The sequence below is a fragment of the Veillonellaceae bacterium genome (genome assembly GCA_025992895.1).
GTDB lineage: Bacteria > Bacillota > Negativicutes > Veillonellales > Dialisteraceae > Dialister.
Genome location: DAJPGA010000001.1, coordinates 2,135,269 through 2,151,240, shown reverse-complemented (window position 1 = coordinate 2,151,240; position 15,972 = coordinate 2,135,269). Strand labels below are relative to the sequence as shown.

18 protein-coding genes are annotated in these 15,972 nt (G+C 49.0%); 11 read left to right on the top strand and 7 right to left on the bottom strand.

The window, feature by feature from the left end; translation table 11 throughout:
* Positions 1–42 precede the first annotated feature (42 nt).
* Positions 43–759 (top strand): MFS transporter, encoded by a 717-nt coding sequence (locus OIM03_09670; protein HJI74518.1) that lies wholly within the window; start codon positions 43–45, stop codon positions 757–759.
* 48 nt (positions 760–807) lie between these two features.
* Here the strand turns inward: OIM03_09670 and OIM03_09665 are convergent, their stop codons facing one another.
* Complete coding sequence (locus OIM03_09665) at positions 808–1,650, bottom strand: IS3 family transposase (GenBank protein HJI74517.1); 843 nt, start codon at positions 1,648–1,650, stop codon at positions 808–810.
* A gap of 29 nt (positions 1,651–1,679) precedes the next feature.
* The gene (locus OIM03_09660; GenBank protein HJI74516.1) at positions 1,680–2,378 is read right to left on the bottom strand and encodes a helix-turn-helix domain-containing protein; all 699 of its coding nucleotides are present in this window, start codon (positions 2,376–2,378) and stop codon (positions 1,680–1,682) included.
* Positions 2,379–2,457: 79 nt separating this feature from the next.
* Between OIM03_09660 and OIM03_09655 the strand changes: the two genes are divergently transcribed.
* The 4 genes from OIM03_09655 (at position 2,458) to OIM03_09640 (ending at position 6,025) form a co-directional block, all read left to right on the top strand.
* Positions 2,458–3,378 carry an IS3 family transposase gene (locus tag OIM03_09655; protein ID HJI74515.1) on the top strand — a complete coding sequence of 307 codons (921 nt, stop codon included), beginning with the start codon at positions 2,458–2,460 and terminating at the stop codon, positions 3,376–3,378.
* Positions 3,379–3,736: 358 nt separating this feature from the next.
* Positions 3,737–4,192, top strand: a complete 456-nt coding sequence (locus tag OIM03_09650) for a hypothetical protein (GenBank protein HJI74514.1) — start codon at positions 3,737–3,739, stop codon at positions 4,190–4,192.
* 183 nt (positions 4,193–4,375) lie between these two features.
* Positions 4,376–5,449, top strand: coding sequence for an MBL fold metallo-hydrolase (locus tag OIM03_09645; protein ID HJI74513.1), 1,074 nt, complete (start codon positions 4,376–4,378; stop codon positions 5,447–5,449).
* Between the two features lie 126 nt (positions 5,450–5,575).
* Complete coding sequence (locus OIM03_09640) at positions 5,576–6,025, top strand: universal stress protein (protein HJI74512.1); 450 nt, start codon at positions 5,576–5,578, stop codon at positions 6,023–6,025.
* 308 nt (positions 6,026–6,333) lie between these two features.
* Here OIM03_09640 and OIM03_09635 read toward each other — a convergent pair whose 3' ends face one another.
* From OIM03_09635 to OIM03_09615, 5 genes are all read right to left on the bottom strand, one after another.
* Positions 6,334–7,209, bottom strand: a complete 876-nt coding sequence (locus OIM03_09635; protein HJI74511.1) for an IS3 family transposase — start codon at positions 7,207–7,209, stop codon at positions 6,334–6,336.
* Between the two features lie 61 nt (positions 7,210–7,270).
* Entirely contained in the window at positions 7,271–7,903 is a 633-nt protein-coding gene (locus tag OIM03_09630; GenBank protein ID HJI74510.1) for a helix-turn-helix domain-containing protein, read from the bottom strand.
* Between the two features lie 324 nt (positions 7,904–8,227).
* Positions 8,228–8,620, bottom strand: a complete 393-nt coding sequence (locus tag OIM03_09625) for an endonuclease domain-containing protein (GenBank protein HJI74509.1) — start codon at positions 8,618–8,620, stop codon at positions 8,228–8,230.
* Positions 8,621–9,001: 381 nt separating this feature from the next.
* Positions 9,002–9,844: an IS3 family transposase gene (locus OIM03_09620; protein ID HJI74508.1), complete on the bottom strand. Its 843-nt coding sequence runs from the start codon at positions 9,842–9,844 to the stop codon at positions 9,002–9,004.
* Between the two features lie 29 nt (positions 9,845–9,873).
* Positions 9,874–10,572, bottom strand: coding sequence for a helix-turn-helix domain-containing protein (locus OIM03_09615; protein HJI74507.1), 699 nt, complete (start codon positions 10,570–10,572; stop codon positions 9,874–9,876).
* A 326-nt stretch (positions 10,573–10,898) separates the two neighbouring features.
* Here OIM03_09615 and OIM03_09610 point away from each other — a divergent pair, with 326 nt between their 5' ends.
* The 6 genes from OIM03_09610 (at position 10,899) to OIM03_09585 (ending at position 15,642) form a co-directional block, all read left to right on the top strand.
* Positions 10,899–12,410 (top strand): DUF2157 domain-containing protein, encoded by a 1,512-nt coding sequence (locus OIM03_09610; GenBank protein ID HJI74506.1) that lies wholly within the window; start codon positions 10,899–10,901, stop codon positions 12,408–12,410.
* Positions 12,400–13,092 carry a hypothetical protein gene (locus OIM03_09605; protein ID HJI74505.1) on the top strand — a complete coding sequence of 231 codons (693 nt, stop codon included), beginning with the start codon at positions 12,400–12,402 and terminating at the stop codon, positions 13,090–13,092. Before OIM03_09610 ends, OIM03_09605 begins: the two co-directional genes overlap by 11 nt.
* A 44-nt stretch (positions 13,093–13,136) precedes the next feature.
* A complete protein-coding gene (locus OIM03_09600; protein ID HJI74504.1) occupies positions 13,137–13,610 on the top strand; it encodes a histidine phosphatase family protein in 474 nt (157 codons plus the stop codon).
* Between the two features lie 4 nt (positions 13,611–13,614).
* Complete coding sequence (thiD, locus tag OIM03_09595; protein ID HJI74503.1) at positions 13,615–14,424, top strand: bifunctional hydroxymethylpyrimidine kinase/phosphomethylpyrimidine kinase; 810 nt, start codon at positions 13,615–13,617, stop codon at positions 14,422–14,424.
* Positions 14,421–15,011, top strand: coding sequence for a 5'-deoxynucleotidase (gene yfbR, locus OIM03_09590; GenBank protein ID HJI74502.1), 591 nt, complete (start codon positions 14,421–14,423; stop codon positions 15,009–15,011). The genes thiD and yfbR overlap by 4 nt, the downstream gene beginning before the upstream one ends.
* A gap of 64 nt (positions 15,012–15,075) precedes the next feature.
* A complete protein-coding gene (locus OIM03_09585; GenBank protein ID HJI74501.1) occupies positions 15,076–15,642 on the top strand; it encodes a GNAT family N-acetyltransferase in 567 nt (188 codons plus the stop codon).
* Positions 15,643–15,972 lie beyond the last annotated feature (330 nt).

The window sequence follows — 15,972 nt, the reverse complement described above, 5'->3', positions numbered from 1 at the left end:
CGTATGCCGCAGCAAAAGCTTTGGACTCCTGAGTTTATCGGGATGGGTCTTACGAATTTCTTTTATTTCATGTCACAGTATATTTTGATAGCCGCTTTGCCAGTCTTCATCATGGATGACCTGGGCGACGGACAGCTTGCAGCAGGGATGGCCATGACCTGTTTTCAGATCGGGACCGTCTGCACGAGGCCGATCGCAGGACGCATCATTGACGGCGTGAACAAGCAGAAGCTTCTTCTCATTTCGACCGTCCTCTTCGTCCTCATCATGGGAGGCTTCCTTCTGGCATCGAGCCTTCACATGGTTTATGGGCTTCGTCTGGTCCATGGCATCGTCTTTGCCATCGGCACGACCGCATCGGCTGCCATGGCAGCTCTCGTCCTTCCTGCCAAAAGAAAAGGCGAAGGCATCGGATACTTTGCCGTATCCGGAAATATGGCCATGGTCATCGGGCCGCTCGTGGGCCTTCTGATCATCGGCTGGTTCGGCTCGAAAATGCTCTTCGGCTTCCTCTGCCTTCTTGCGATTGCCGCAGTCATTGCAGGAAACAGGAAGCGCCTTCCTGATGAAGTCGTCAAACCTTCCGGGAAAAAGAAGAAGGGCATTCATGTAAGTGACTTCTTTGAAAAGAAAGCACTTCCCTTCGTTATCCTGGGCGGACTTGTATTCTTTGCTTACGGCGGTGTCCTTACCTTCATTCCGATGTATACAAGATCGATGGGCCTTGCTTCCTGGACGAGCCTGGTGCGGATTTGTTAATACAGACAAATAAATATCATAAAAAATCTAATCGTACTTTAATCTTAATCATGCAGCCATTGGAGCTGCGTTGAATACTTCCATTGGAGCTAAAAGATGTAATTTGCGCTGAATGCGTTTGTTGTTGTAGAAGTAGATGTAGCCGTTGATCATGCTTACCACTGCTTTACGGCTGGTGAATTTACGTGTGTAGTAACGTTCGCGCTTCAGCATTCCCCAGAACCCTTCCATCAGACCGTTGTCTGCACAGCAGCCTACACGGGACATGCTGTGAACCAGTCCTGCTTTTTCAACAATCTTATGGAATCCGTTGCTTGTATACTGGAATCCGCGGTCGGTATGAATCATTGGATGTTCTCCAGGATTCTCTTTAAGTGCCTTTTCCATTGTCTCAAAAGCCAGTGCAGTATTGTTCCTGTCGCCGATGACATAAGAGACAATCCGGCGATCATGGCCGTCAATAATCGCGCTTAAATATAACTTGTGCAAAACTCCATCAGCAGTTGTGTACTTGAATTCAGTGACATCCGTCATCCATCTTGCATTGGACACGCCGGCATCAAAGTCACGGTTCAGCAGGTTTTCAAAAATGTACTTTGGATCCTTTGCGTTACGAGTGCAACCATCGGTCTTGTACTTGATCACGGACTTAATATTAAGTATCCGCATGATACGAAGAACCAGACTGTCGCTTACATTTATATTGATGTTGTCATCCTTCTTGATCCAATCGTTAATCCGGCGGTATCCCATATCCGGATATTCCTGATGGGTTTTCATGACCTCCTGTGCGACCTTTTCTCTCAGCAGTTCACGGCCGCTCTTAATATGATTCAGCCATCCGTAATAAGCTGCCCGGGAGACCTTTGAGAGTCGGCAGAGACTTTCTATGGAGATGTTGGTTTCTTCATGGACTTCTTTTATGGCTTTAAAATCTCTGAGAAGGTGAGTAAGGCTGAATCCTTCGAGGAACGCAACCTTTCCTCTATCTCCATCTTTTTTTTTAGCAGGGCAATCTCTGCTATAAGATCCTTCTGTTCTTCAAGAAGTCTGGCATTCTCCTGACGCAGCTGTTCTTCTTCGGTCCGGGGCGTTTGGAGCCTGATCGGCTTTCCTCTGTAATCCTCAAGACCAACTTCGCCCATTTCCTTGAACTTTTTTACCCATGTGTAGAGCGTTTGGTAGGACATGTTGTACTTCTTGGCTATCTTGTTATAATCGCATCCACTGGCGATGCACTCCTGAACGATTCTGACTCGCTCTTCCTTGACCGATTGCTGGCGTTTGCCCATAAGATCTCCTCCTTCAGAAACGAGGTCTGTCAACTTATGCTCATTATACGCCTCAATCCATGTTTTAAGGGAGAGTGTGCCGGAAATTCTGTATTTGGCACAGACGGAAAGCATGGAAACACCGCCTTTAAGATATTCCTTTACGGCCTGGATCTTCATCTGATTGGAGTAGTAAGACAAATGCTGCCTGGGCCGCAATCCCTTAAAGCCCTCCTCTTTATACCGGAGGACCCATTTCCTGAATGTTATGCGGCTCATATGAAGATTTTCAGCTGCCTGGGTAATCGTAACACCCTGATAGAGATATGAAGCAATCTGGTCTAACATTTCCTCCGGGGACGCTTTGGTTTTACATGGCATAAGAATGACCTCCTAATATATTTATGATATTATTCTGTCTTTCTTGTTGAATCATACCAGCCTTACTCACCTTCTCAGAGATTTTAAAGCCATAAAAGAAGTCCATGAAGAAACCAACATCTCCATAGAAAGTCTCTGCCGACTCTCAAAGGTCTCCCGGGCAGCTTATTACGGATGGCTGAATCATATTAAGAGCGGCCGTGAACTGCTGAGAGAAAAGGTCGCACAGGAGGTCATGAAAACCCATCAGGAATATCCGGATATGGGATACCGCCGGATTAACGATTGGATCAAGAAGGATGACAACATCAATATAAATGTAAGCGACAGTCTGGTTCTTCGTATCATGCGGATACTTAATATTAAGTCCGTGATCAAGTACAAGACCGATGGTTGCACTCGTAACGCAAAGGATCCAAAGTACATTTTTGAAAACCTGCTGAACCGTGACTTTGATGCCGGCGTGTCCAATGCAAGATGGATGACGGATGTCACTGAATTCAAGTACACAACTGCTGATGGAGTTTTGCACAAGTTATATTTAAGCGCGATTATTGACGGCCATGATCGCCGGATTGTCTCTTATGTCATCGGCGACAGGAACAATACTGCACTGGCTTTTGAGACAATGGAAAAGGCACTTAAAGAGAATCCTGGAGAACATCCAATGATTCATACCGACCGCGGATTCCAGTATACAAGCAACGGATTCCATAAGATTGTTGAAAAAGCAGGACTGGTTCACAGCATGTCCCGTGTAGGCTGCTGTGCAGACAACGGTCTGATGGAAGGGTTCTGGGGAATGCTGAAGCGCGAACGTTACTACACACGTAAATTCACCAGCCGTAAAGCAGTGGTAAGCATGATCAACGGCTACATCTACTTCTACAACAACAAACGCATTCAGCGCAAATTACATCTTTTAGCTCCAATGGAAGTATTCAACGCAGCTCCAATGGCTGCATGATTAAGATTAAAGTACGATTAGATTTTTTATGATATTTATTTGTCTGTATTAACAAATCCGCACCACTTCTCCTTTCGGAGCAAGGTCAACACCCTTAAACCGAACTTCGTTCGATGGAAAACCTTACAACCGGACTTCGTCCGTGGAACTTCTGTTTCGGTCGTCTCCGACGCCAGCTCCCCCGTGGGGAAGCCTTTTTGTTGGCATATTTTCCGTTTGCGTCAGACTCGGTTGTCCGGTTTTCCTTCGGTTGTCCGGTTTTCACTGTTTTCCCCATTCCCCATTTTCCCTCTCCTTTTGCACCATTTTTCCAAAGCAGTTATAATAGTCCTATATACGTGTATTCATCAAGGCGGCTATGCTGGCTTTGGCGATTCCTTGTGTGGCTATGGCGGCTAAGCCTGTCAATTCACAGAAGCTTCTGGATGATCCGGGACGGTTTGCTGTGGTGTATGTGAGTGATGATGAGAGAGTGTATGCGGATATGGAGACGGTGGAGAGGGATCCGGTTTCTGCCGGGGATCTGCCGATTATCCGCGGTAAGCTTTATGCTGAGGTATATAAGGATCCGCTGTCTTATCCGGATTATGGCAATTACAAGATGGTGGACAAGATTCTCCAGTATGATACGGCTGTCGGGGCTGATCAGATGGGGCCTTCGCAGATCCGTTACCGTATCCTGAATAAGCTGGAAAATGTGTATGATTCGGACGGCAATGCTTCGACGTACATGGGAAAACAGGAAGATCCGGCTGATGAGGCAGAGGAAATTTACATGACGCTGTATCGCCTGACCCGTGGAAGCAATCTGTAATTTCCTGCCATTGATTTGGATTTACAAAAATGGACAAAACGGCTATAATATAAGGACAAGTTCAAAGAAATTTAGCAAAGAGGCTGCTCTTCTATGCAGTCTCTTTTTGTTTTTCAGGCGGAGATGTCCGCCGGCCCTTCCCGGGCTCTTTTGGGACGGGCCGTTTCAGAGCCGGAGGAACATATGCGCTTTTATATTGCAGGCGGTGTCGGAGATCAGGGCCGCAACTGCTTTTATGTGGAAGGGGAGCGGCATGCTTTCCTGGTGGACGCGGGAACGTCCACGGACGGGATGGATCGTGTCCCGGATTTATCGATGGAGCAGATCCGCCGTGCGGATTATCTTTTTGTGACGCATTCGCACAGGGATCATACGGGAGCAATTCATTTTTTGGAAGAAAACGGATTCACGGGGCAGGTGCTGATGTCGAATCAGACGTACCGTCAGATCCATCACAAGCCTTTGAATACGATGATCCTTGACTCGACGGCACCGGAGCTGGAGCTTTCTCCGGATTTTCGGGTGACCTGGGGCAGGACAGGGCACTGCGCGGGCGCGGTGTGGTTTCTGATTGAAATCGAAGGAAAGAAGCTTTTCTTCTCGGGGGATTACCGCGAGGGAGATCCTTTCTACCGCTGCGACGATGTCCGCGGCATGACGGCTGATCTTGCCGTGATCGATGCTGCCTACAGCCGCGAGGACCGCGGAGATGAGATGCGTGATGCTGTGATGAAGACAGTGGAAGACATGGTGAAGGACGACAAACCGCTTCTGCTGCCGGTGCCGCACTATGGCAGGGGTCTTTCGATTGCCGTCCTCATCCGCGAGAGAATGGGCGATAATCATCCGATCTATATGTCTCCGAAGCTTTACGATGAATGGCTGAATCTGGCGCATAGAAAGTATTTCGCAAGGGACGCTGTCCTTGATATGCCGTACTCCGTTTTCAAAGCGTGGGATGAGGAAACTGTGGAGAAAGGCGGCATTTACCTCCTGACCGACGCGCAGCTGGCCAAATCCTTCAGCCGCCGCCTCGCTGATGATAATCCGGACATGGGCATTCTTCTGACAGGCTCCGTCCATGGCTACGGAAGAGCGGGCGAATACCTCTCTGAAGGCCGCGCAGAATTCACCCTCTGGCCGAATCACCTGACAAGAAGGGAAATGCAGGACCTCGAAGAGAGCAACCATTTCTCCATCGTCGTACCTTTCCACAATCCAAAGGAAGAAGCAGACGCCGACACATTCATTTTTTGAGCCTTTTTCGAAGAAACTGTTTAAAAATCCTATTAACGATGAATTCCGATTCATGGTATAATAAGTCGAAAGAGGAAAGCCAAAGGGCGTTCCGCATCCATTTCTGAAGAGAAAGGCGGAGATTTTATGTTAAAGTACAAGAAAATCCTGGTGCCGTACGACGGCTCCGACCATGCGAAAAAAGCGGTGCAGCAAGCATCGGACCTCGCGGCCGCCGGTGATGGGACGAAAATATACATCGCTTCGGTTTGCAATATGGTTTCTGCCATGAGCAATTTTGATCAGGTATCCATCGCAGAAGGCTGCCTCACGACAAAACTCCTCGAAGACAGAGAAGGCCAGTGCCAGAAGGACATCGCAGAAGCAAAGGCAATGATTCCGAAAGACATCCCGGTCGAAGAACTCTACGAAGTAGGTTCCCCGGGACCCGTTCTCCTGAACATGGCCGAAGACAACGGCATCGACCTCGTAGTCATGGGAAGCCGCGGCCTCGGACCGCTCAAAGGCATCTTCATGGGGTCGGTATCCAGCTACATGGTCAGCCGCTCCAAATGCCCCGTACTTATTGTGAAATAAGCAAAAGGATGTACACGACAGTGTACATCCTTTTTTTTGAGGGGGATGGAAATTAGGACTCAGTAGGCGAAGTAACATAGCGGTAAGAACGATAGCGGAAAGGCGCCCCCACGGGGGAGCTGTCAGGCCTCAATACTGATGCCTGACTGAAGGGGTGCAGTATTCATCGTTTTTTATAAAAGGTTCCCTCGAGCGGAGCGAGGTTGTATGGTTTTGCACTTGACCTTGCTCTGGAAGAGAAGGTGGTGCGGATTTGTTAATACAGACAAATAAATATCATAAAAAATCTAATCGTACTTTAATCTTAATCATGCAGCCATTGGAGCTGCGTTGAATACTTCCATTGGAGCTAAAAGATGTAATTTGCGCTGAATGCGTTTGTTGTTGTAGAAGTAGATGTAGCCGTTGATCATGCTTACCACTGCTTTACGGCTGGTGAATTTACGTGTGTAGTAACGTTCGCGCTTCAGCATTCCCCAGAACCCTTCCATCAGACCGTTGTCTGCACAGCAGCCTACACGGGACATGCTGTGAACCAGTCCTGCTTTTTCAACAATCTTATGGAATCCGTTGCTTGTATACTGGAATCCGCGGTCGGTATGAATCATTGGATGTTCTCCAGGATTCTCTTTAAGTGCCTTTTCCATTGTCTCAAAAGCCAGTGCAGTATTGTTCCTGTCGCCGATGACATAAGAGACAATCCGGCGATCATGGCCGTCAATAATCGCGCTTAAATATAACTTGTGCAAAACTCCATCAGCAGTTGTGTACTTGAATTCAGTGACATCCGTCATCCATCTTGCATTGGACACGCCGGCATCAAAGTCACGGTTCAGCAGGTTTTCAAAAATGTACTTTGGATCCTTTGCGTTACGAGTGCAACCATCGGTCTTGTACTTGATCACGGACTTAATATTAAGTATCCGCATGATACGAAGAACCAGACTGTCGCTTACATTTATATTGATGTTGTCATCCTTCTTGATCCAATCGTTAATCCGGCGGTATCCCATATCCGGATATTCCTGATGGGTTTTCATGACCTCCTGTGCGACCTTTTCTCTCAGCAGTTCACGGCCGCTCTTAATATGATTCAGCCATCCGTAATAAGCTGCCCGGGAGACCTTTGAGAGTCGGCAGAGACTTTCTATGGAGATGTTGGTTTCTTCATGGACTTCTTTTATGGCTTTAAAATCTCTGAGAAGGTGAGTAAGGCTGAATCCTTCGAGGAACGCAACCTTTCCTCTATCTCCATCTTTTTTTTAGCAGGGCAATCTCTGCTATAAGATCCTTCTGTTCTTCAAGAAGTCTGGCATTCTCCTGACGCAGCTGTTCTTCTTCGGTCCGGGGCGTTTGGAGCCTGATCGGCTTTCCTCTGTAATCCTCAAGACCAACTTCGCCCATTTCCTTGAACTTTTTTACCCATGTGTAGAGCGTTTGGTAGGACATGTTGTACTTCTTGGCTATCTTGTTATAATCGCATCCACTGGCGATGCACTCCTGAACGATTCTGACTCGCTCTTCCTTGACCGATTGCTGGCGTTTGCCCATAAGATCTCCTCCTTCAGAAACGAGGTCTGTCAACTTATGCTCATTATACGCCTCAATCCATGTTTTAAGGGAGAGTGTGCCGGAAATTCTGTATTTGGCACAGACGGAAAGCATGGAAACACCGCCTTTAAGATATTCCTTTACGGCCTGGATCTTCATCTGATTGGAGTAGTAAGACAAATGCTGCCTGGGCCGCAATCCCTTAAAGCCCTCCTCTTTATACCGGAGGACCCATTTCCTGAATGTTATGCGGCTCATATGAAGATTTTCAGCTGCCTGGGTAATCGTAACACCCTGATAGAGATATGAAGCAATCTGGTCTAACATTTCCTCCGGGGACGCTTTGGTTTTACATGGCATAAGAATGACCTCCTAATATATTTATGATATTATTCTGTCTTTCTTGTTGAATCATACCAAGGTGTCAGGCCTCAAGTTCTGATGCCTGACGGATGAGTTGCATTTCCTCGAGCAAAGCGAGGTTTTATGGTTTCGCCCTTGACCTTGCCCTGGAAGGGAAGGTGGCAGGCCTTAAGTTCTGATGCCTGACGGATGAGTTGTATTTCCTCGAGCGCAGCGAGGTTTTATGGTTTTGTGCTTTTCCTCTGCCAAGCAAGGCTTGGCATTCTATGGTCTAAATTTCTTCTGGTATCAGATGCTCTTCCCTAATTTTTTAAGTCGTTCTGTTGTAATGTAGTCAATATAATCTTTTACATCGTCGAACTTTTTAAAGACGTCTAAATTTGTGAAACGGAGTACGGCGATTCCCTTATCATTTAATTTGCCCGTCCGCCATTGATCATATCTGAGACCCATCTCTGAATAATGTTGTGAGCCGTCCAGCTCGATAGCAAGGCGGGCGGACGGGCAATAGAAATCGGCGATGAAAGAGCTAATAACGTACTGCCGGTGAAAGTGATAATAGTGCTTCTTCAGACATTGATACCAAAGCTTTGATTCAGCTTCCGTCATTTTGCGTCGTAAGGACTGAGAGCGTTTCTTCATTTCTTTATTAAAAGGAGCAGGTGTATATTCAGGCATCATGAATCCCTCCAGTAGAAATATAAAAAGAATCTCACATCTTTATATATACAGGAAAATATACGAAAAGTGAAGATGGGGAGGAGGGAAAACCATAAAAGCTTAAAAACCGTAAAAACTTAAAAACCGTAAAACATTACAACCAGCCTTCGGCTGAAGGAAATGCAACTCATCCGTCGCCTTCGGCGCCACCTTCTCCTCCCGGAGCAAGGTTAAAACCGGCCTACGGCCCTGAGACCGCATTCCCTCGAGCGTCAGCTCGGTTTTATGGTTTTTCTTTTTCCTTTGCCACCATGTTTTCCGCTTGCGTCAGCAAGGTTGGTGCGGATTTGTTAATACAGACAAATAAATATCATAAAAAATCTAATCGTACTTTAATCTTAATCATGCGGCCATTGGAGCTGCGTTGAATACTTCCATTGGAGCTAAAAGATGTAATTTGCGCTGAATGCGTTTGTTGTTGTAGAAGTAGATGTAGCCGTTGATCATGCTTACCACTGCTTTACGGCTGGTGAATTTACGTGTGTAGTAACGTTCGCGCTTCAGCATTCCCCAGAACCCTTCCATCAGACCGTTGTCTGCACAGCAGCCTACACGGGACATGCTGTGAACCAGTCCTGCTTTTTCAACAATCTTATGGAATCCGTTGCTTGTATACTGGAATCCGCGGTCGGTATGAATCATTGGATGTTCTCCAGGATTCTCTTTAAGTGCCTTTTCCATTGTCTCAAAAGCCAGTGCAGTATTGTTCCTGTCGCCGATGACATAAGAGACAATCCGGCGATCATGGCCGTCAATAATCGCGCTTAAATATAACTTGTGCAAAACTCCATCAGCAGTTGTGTACTTGAATTCAGTGACATCCGTCATCCATCTTGCATTGGACACGCCGGCATCAAAGTCACGGTTCAGCAGGTTTTCAAAAATGTACTTTGGATCCTTTGCGTTACGAGTGCAACCATCGGTCTTGTACTTGATCACGGACTTAATATTAAGTATCCGCATGATACGAAGAACCAGACTGTCGCTTACATTTATATTGATGTTGTCATCCTTCTTGATCCAATCGTTAATCCGGCGGTATCCCATATCCGGATATTCCTGATGGGTTTTCATGACCTCCTGTGCGACCTTTTCTCTCAGCAGTTCACGGCCGCTCTTAATATGATTCAGCCATCCGTAATAAGCTGCCCGGGAGACCTTTGAGAGTCGGCAGAGACTTTCTATGGAGATGTTGGTTTCTTCATGGACTTCTTTTATGGCTTTAAAATCTCTGAGAAGGTGAGTAAGGCTGAATCCTTCGAGGAACGCAACCTTTCCTCTATCTCCATCTTTTTTTTTAGCAGGGCAATCTCTGCTATAAGATCCTTCTGTTCTTCAAGAAGTCTGGCATTCTCCTGACGCAGCTGTTCTTCTTCGGTCCGGGGCGTTTGGAGCCTGATCGGCTTTCCTCTGTAATCCTCAAGACCAACTTCGCCCATTTCCTTGAACTTTTTTACCCATGTGTAGAGCGTTTGGTAGGACATGTTGTACTTCTTGGCTATCTTGTTATAATCGCATCCACTGGCGATGCACTCCTGAACGATTCTGACTCGCTCTTCCTTGACCGATTGCTGGCGTTTGCCCATAAGATCTCCTCCTTCAGAAACGAGGTCTGTCAACTTATGCTCATTATACGCCTCAATCCATGTTTTAAGGGAGAGTGTGCCGGAAATTCTGTATTTGGCACAGACGGAAAGCATGGAAACACCGCCTTTAAGATATTCCTTTACGGCCTGGATCTTCATCTGATTGGAGTAGTAAGACAAATGCTGCCTGGGCCGCAATCCCTTAAAGCCCTCCTCTTTATACCGGAGGACCCATTTCCTGAATGTTATGCGGCTCATATGAAGATTTTCAGCTGCCTGGGTAATCGTAACACCCTGATAGAGATATGAAGCAATCTGGTCTAACATTTCCTCCGGGGACGCTTTGGTTTTACATGGCATAAGAATGACCTCCTAATATATTTATGATATTATTTTGTCTTTCTTGTTGAATCATACCAAGGTCGTCCGGTTTTCATCCTTTCCTTCTCGCCGCCCCTTTCCCCTATATTCCTTTTCAGAAAAGGCCGGCCTAAAAAAGTAAATAGATTTTTCTTCCTATCTTGTATAGAATAAAGGTAGACTCCGAAAGTGTGTCTTCAGGGAAAGCGGAGTCTTTGGTATCGTAGGATTTTGGCTCTTGCCGCCCGCTTTGCGGGGCTTCCTGCTTGCATTGATAGACAGGAGTGATATATATGACGAATCGCCAGTGGTTGAAACAGGAAATCAATCAATGGGTGGATGACGGGGTCATCACGGATGAAGAGGGGAAGGAGCTTTCGGCCCGGTACAAGCATGCGGGGCCGTATCCTTACCGGGAGGCGTTTTTCTTCCTGGCGGCTGTCTGCATCTTTGGCGGGCTCTTCTTTCTGGGGGCCGGGCTTTGGAACGGGCTGACGCAGGATCAGCGTTTCCTTCTTGCGATGGGACCGCTTCTTGTTTCTTTCCTTTTGATGCTGGCCGTGGTTCTTTTGGATAAGAAGATTCCGGATCCTGATGTGACGGAGCCGGATTATCGGGGGACTTCTCTTTCGGATGAAATCCTTGGATTCGGCGGTGTGTCGGATTCGGATGCTTTCGGGAGTGTGGATAAGATCGGAAAGAAAGCGGGGCTGATGGCAAAGATCGCCTCAGGGACGCGGACGGTGCCAGCCAAGACGTGGCATCACCGGGTGCCTGCTTTCATCCGCGAGGCGGCAGCGACGCTTCACGGAATCTGCCTTCTCGGTGCTTTCTGGATGGTTTCAGATTCGTTCCAGCTTTCTTCAAATATGTATTCAGGGCTTGCGCTTCTGGCACTCCTGCTTCTTCTGATGTGCATTGTGACATCTTCGGCGGGGCTCGGCCTTCTTTACATGGCCTGCTCGGTCGGGATTTTCTATACGGCGCCGGAGCGCGGATGGCCGGAGATCGTTTCCTGGCTTTTCATGATGATCGCGCTGCTTCTTATGGCGCGCATGCTCTATGAGAGGCGTGACAAGGCGCTCGTTCTTTTCTCCTGGGGCTGGGCTGTGGGGATTCTTCTCCTCATTTTCTGGTCGGCAGGAAATATGCTCTGGCAGACGCTTTTCTTCTCTCTGGCAGCGGCTCTGACCTGGATGGCAGGGGGCGAGTTCAGGGAGTACGGTATCGGCGCGCAGGCGATGCGTTTCTTTGGCGGCGTTGCGGTCTTCGCGGTGCTTCTGGAAGGCGCATACGGCGCTGTATGGCAGAATATTTCAGGCAGTTTCTTCTTATGGGCTGTTTTCATTTTCTTCCTTGTCATTGATGCGATTCTTCTTCTCCGCATGGGAACGAAGGCAGAGTGGCTTTCGATCCTGGCAGGGCTTACTCCATTCGTGATGGGTCTTGCGGCGATTGCGGCGATCTTCGATCCGGCAGGAGCTTTCCCGCCTATGATCGTATCGGTTTATACGGGCGTCCTTGCGATCGGCGTGATTGCCAGGGGCTATCAGATGGACAGGCCTGCGCAGCAGTGGTCGGGTTTCCTTCTCCTCTGCGGCGGCGGTGCGATCCGTGTCATTGACTCGGCGCTGACGTATACCGAGCGAGGCGCATTCTTCATCGCGGCCGGTCTTCTTTCCGCTTTCATCTGCTACATCCTCTATCTTCCGGGGAAGAAGAAAAGGAGAAAGAAAGTGAAGGCAAAGCATATCAATGCGCCTGCGGAAACGGAAGGAAAGGAGGATGAAAGCCATGGTAAATAAGAGACTTTCACTCATCCTTCTTGCCATCGTCGTTGTCATCGAAGTGGTCACGCTCATTTTCATAAGGGGCGATTACAGAAGTGTCATGACGAGCGGCGCTGAGTACAAGGTGCCGGCGCAGATCCAGTTCAAGGGCGATTTCTATAACAAGAATTACCTGGGCATCACGATTCCTATCACGGAAGCACCGTGGGAGGGTTCAGCTCCGGCTCACAGGGGCGAGGAGATTTATCTGAAGCCTGTCGTCGACAATGACGGCCTCATGACGATTTCCGGTGCCACGGACAAGGAACCGGGCGGCAATTACATCATCACCCGCGTCGAATCGATCAATGACAATGGCGATGTCGTCCGTTTCACGTTCCCGGCCAGCCGTCTTTACATGTCTCCAGAACAGCTGAAGAAGCTCTCTGTCGTCGAGCTTTCCGAACGCGTGCAGGTGAAGGATGAAAAGGGCAAGAAGGTCGAGACGCGCATGAAGAATGAAATCTATGCGCAGATCAAGATCAAGGACGGCCGTGTCGTCATTTCCCAGGTGCTTGTCAATGGTTCTCCGGTCGACCAGACCTTCCTGACGGTCGGCAAGAGGCTCTCGGTGAAGTATGCGAGCGGTCCGAAGGAGAAGGATACCTATTCGGTAGGCGGAACGAAGGAAGAAGTCGATCCGGCAGATACTATATAATTTCCCGTCAGTTTTGACGATTTCATAGAGAGAGGCGGATAGCAATGTATATCATCCTTATGCGTCACGGGGAAGCCGTTCCCCAGACGGAAGAGGTGTCGAATCAGAACCGTTCCCTGACGCCGAAGGGAATGCGTCAGGTGAGAAAGTCCGCGCGGATGCTGGCCCATTTCCTGAAGGAAAATCCGATCCGCATTTATACGAGTCCTTATTACAGGACGCGCCAGACGGCGGGGATCCTGGCGGAGGAGTGTTTCGCTTCGGAAATCCATACGGCCGACGAGCTTCTCCAGAGCAGCTGGCAGATGGTCGTGAACCACCTTATCCAGGACGGCTCGCCGATCGCGCTCGTCAGTCATCATCCGTTCCTGCAGGCCTACCTTCTTTCCTCCTGCAGCGCGGCCATCAAGTTCGACCTGGCAGGGATTGCCATCATCGACTATGACGTGAAATGGAAACAGGGAAAATTCATCGGCTACATCACCCCGGGGCTGAAGCAGCTGAAGAAAGAGGACTGATACGATGAAGAAACTTTTGACGATAGCAGGCTCGGATTCATCCGGCGGCGCCGGCATCCAGGCCGACCTGAAGACATTTGCGGCTCTTGGGGCGTACGGCATGAGCGCCATCTGCGCGCTGACGGCGCAGAATACACAGGGCGTCACCATGGTGGTGAATACGCCTGAAGAAATGGTAGAGGCGCAGCTTGATGCCATTTATTCGGACATTCCGCCCGATGGAGTGAAGACAGGCATGCTTTCCACTTCCGGCATCACAAGGACAGTCGCTTCCTACCTTGAAAAGCATCTGGCATCGCCCCTGGTCGTCGATCCCGTCATGGTCGCTACGACTGGCGCAGTGCTCCTTGAAAAGGATGCCATCGAAGCGTACAAGACAAAGCTCATACCGCTTGCGACACTCATCACGCCGAACATTCCTGAGGCAGAGGTCCTCTCTGAAATGGAAATCCATTCGGCAGAGGATATGCGAAAGGCCGCAAAGAAGCTCTCTCTTCTGGGCTGCCAGGCAGTCCTTGTGAAGGGCGGCCACCGCGTGGAAGATGCGACGGATATCCTCTATGACGGCAGCGATTTCCATGTCTACAAGGGTGAACGCATCGAGACGGACAATACGCACGGCACAGGATGCACGCTGTCATCAGCTCTTGCCGTCATGCTGGCAAGGGGGCTCTCGATAGCAGACGCTGTCAGCGGCGCAAAGAAATATATTTCCGGAGCCATCAAGAGAGGCGCCGTCGATTCCGTCGGCCACGGAAACGGCCCCGTCCATCACTTCTGGTTCTATGGTGACAAATGGGGAGATATGGAATGAATTATCCTTTCTTTGCCTTCATGGCACGCTTGAAGTACATCGCGCGCTGGGGGCTGATGCGGAATTCCATCCCTGAAAACGATGCCGAGCATACGCTGCAGACGGTCATGATCGCCCATGCGCTCGCTGTCATCAGGAGGGATATCTTCCATGAGGAAGCCGATCCCGAGCGGTGCGCGGCCCTTGCGCTCTACCACGATGCCAGCGAAGTCTTCACAGGCGACATGCCGACGCCGGTCAAGTATTTCACCGAAGACCTCAGGGAGAGGTATCAGGAAATCGAAGATGAAGCCAGGGAAAAGCTCTTGAAGACGCTGCCGCCTGAGCTCCGTGAATCTTACCGCCCGTATGTGGCAGATATGGAAAAGGATCCGTCCTGGCCGCTTGCCAAGGCAGCGGATACGATGAGCGCGTACCTCAAGTGCGCCGAGGAAATCCAGAGCGGCAATACGGAATTCCGTGAGGCCAAGGAGTCGACGGGGGAGAAGCTGAAGTCTCTTCACCTGAAGGAAGTCGACTGGTTCCTCGATCATTTCGCAGGCAGCTTCTCGGAGACGCTTGATGAAATGAACCTGCATATTAAATGAATTGAATAAAAAAAGCCGCTGAAGGCAGTCTGCCATAGCGGCTTTTTGCCTTTTTGGAGGATGTATGGATATCACAATCAGAGAAGTCACAGAAGAGGATGCAGAAGCAATTGCAGCCATTTACCGTCCGTATGTAGAAGAGACGGGAATCACTTTCGAATTCACGCCGCCTGATGCGGAAGAATTCAGGCGCCGAATCCGTGCAACGAAAAAGGCCTATCCCTATCTGGCTGCCTGTGAGAATGGCAGGATCATCGGCTATGCCTATGCCGGCCGTTTCGGAGAGAGAAAGGCGTATGACTGGAGCGTCGAGCTTTCGATTTACATGGACAGGAAGGAAAAAGGAAAGGGCGCAGGGCGCATGCTCTATGAAGCGCTGGAAAAGGACCTGAAGAAGATGGGGATCATCAACCTGTATTCTGCCATTGCCTGTCCGTCCGGGGAGCCGGATGATTTCATCGACTATGGAAGTCGCGATTTCCATAAGCACCTTGGCTTTGCGGAAACCGCACATTTCAGGAAGAGCGGTTTCAAAAATGGCCGCTGGATCGATCTCATCTGGATGGAAAAAATCATAGGAAATAAGGACGGCACGCCAGAAGCAGTAAGGCCGTGGCCGGACGTGAAATAAAGTCTTATATAAGGAAGGGCTGTGACAAAATAAGGTAAATGCAGACTTTCCCTTTCTCGAACGAAGCTATATAAGTTTAAAACAAATAAGAACTGATTCCTTTTGTTTCTCATCGCCGAACTGTCCCCGGAGGGGAAAGTGCCCAGCCTATCTTTTTCCTGATGCTGGGCGAAAGAGTTGCATTTTCTAAAAAGGCGAAGCATCATCGCCCAGGGTGTCAGAGCTCGCCCCGTAGGGGGAGCTGGCGGCGGAGCTGCCTGAGGAGGTTCATTTCCATCGAGCGCAGCGAGATTTTCCGGTTTTCATATAAAACAAAATGTATATCCATGT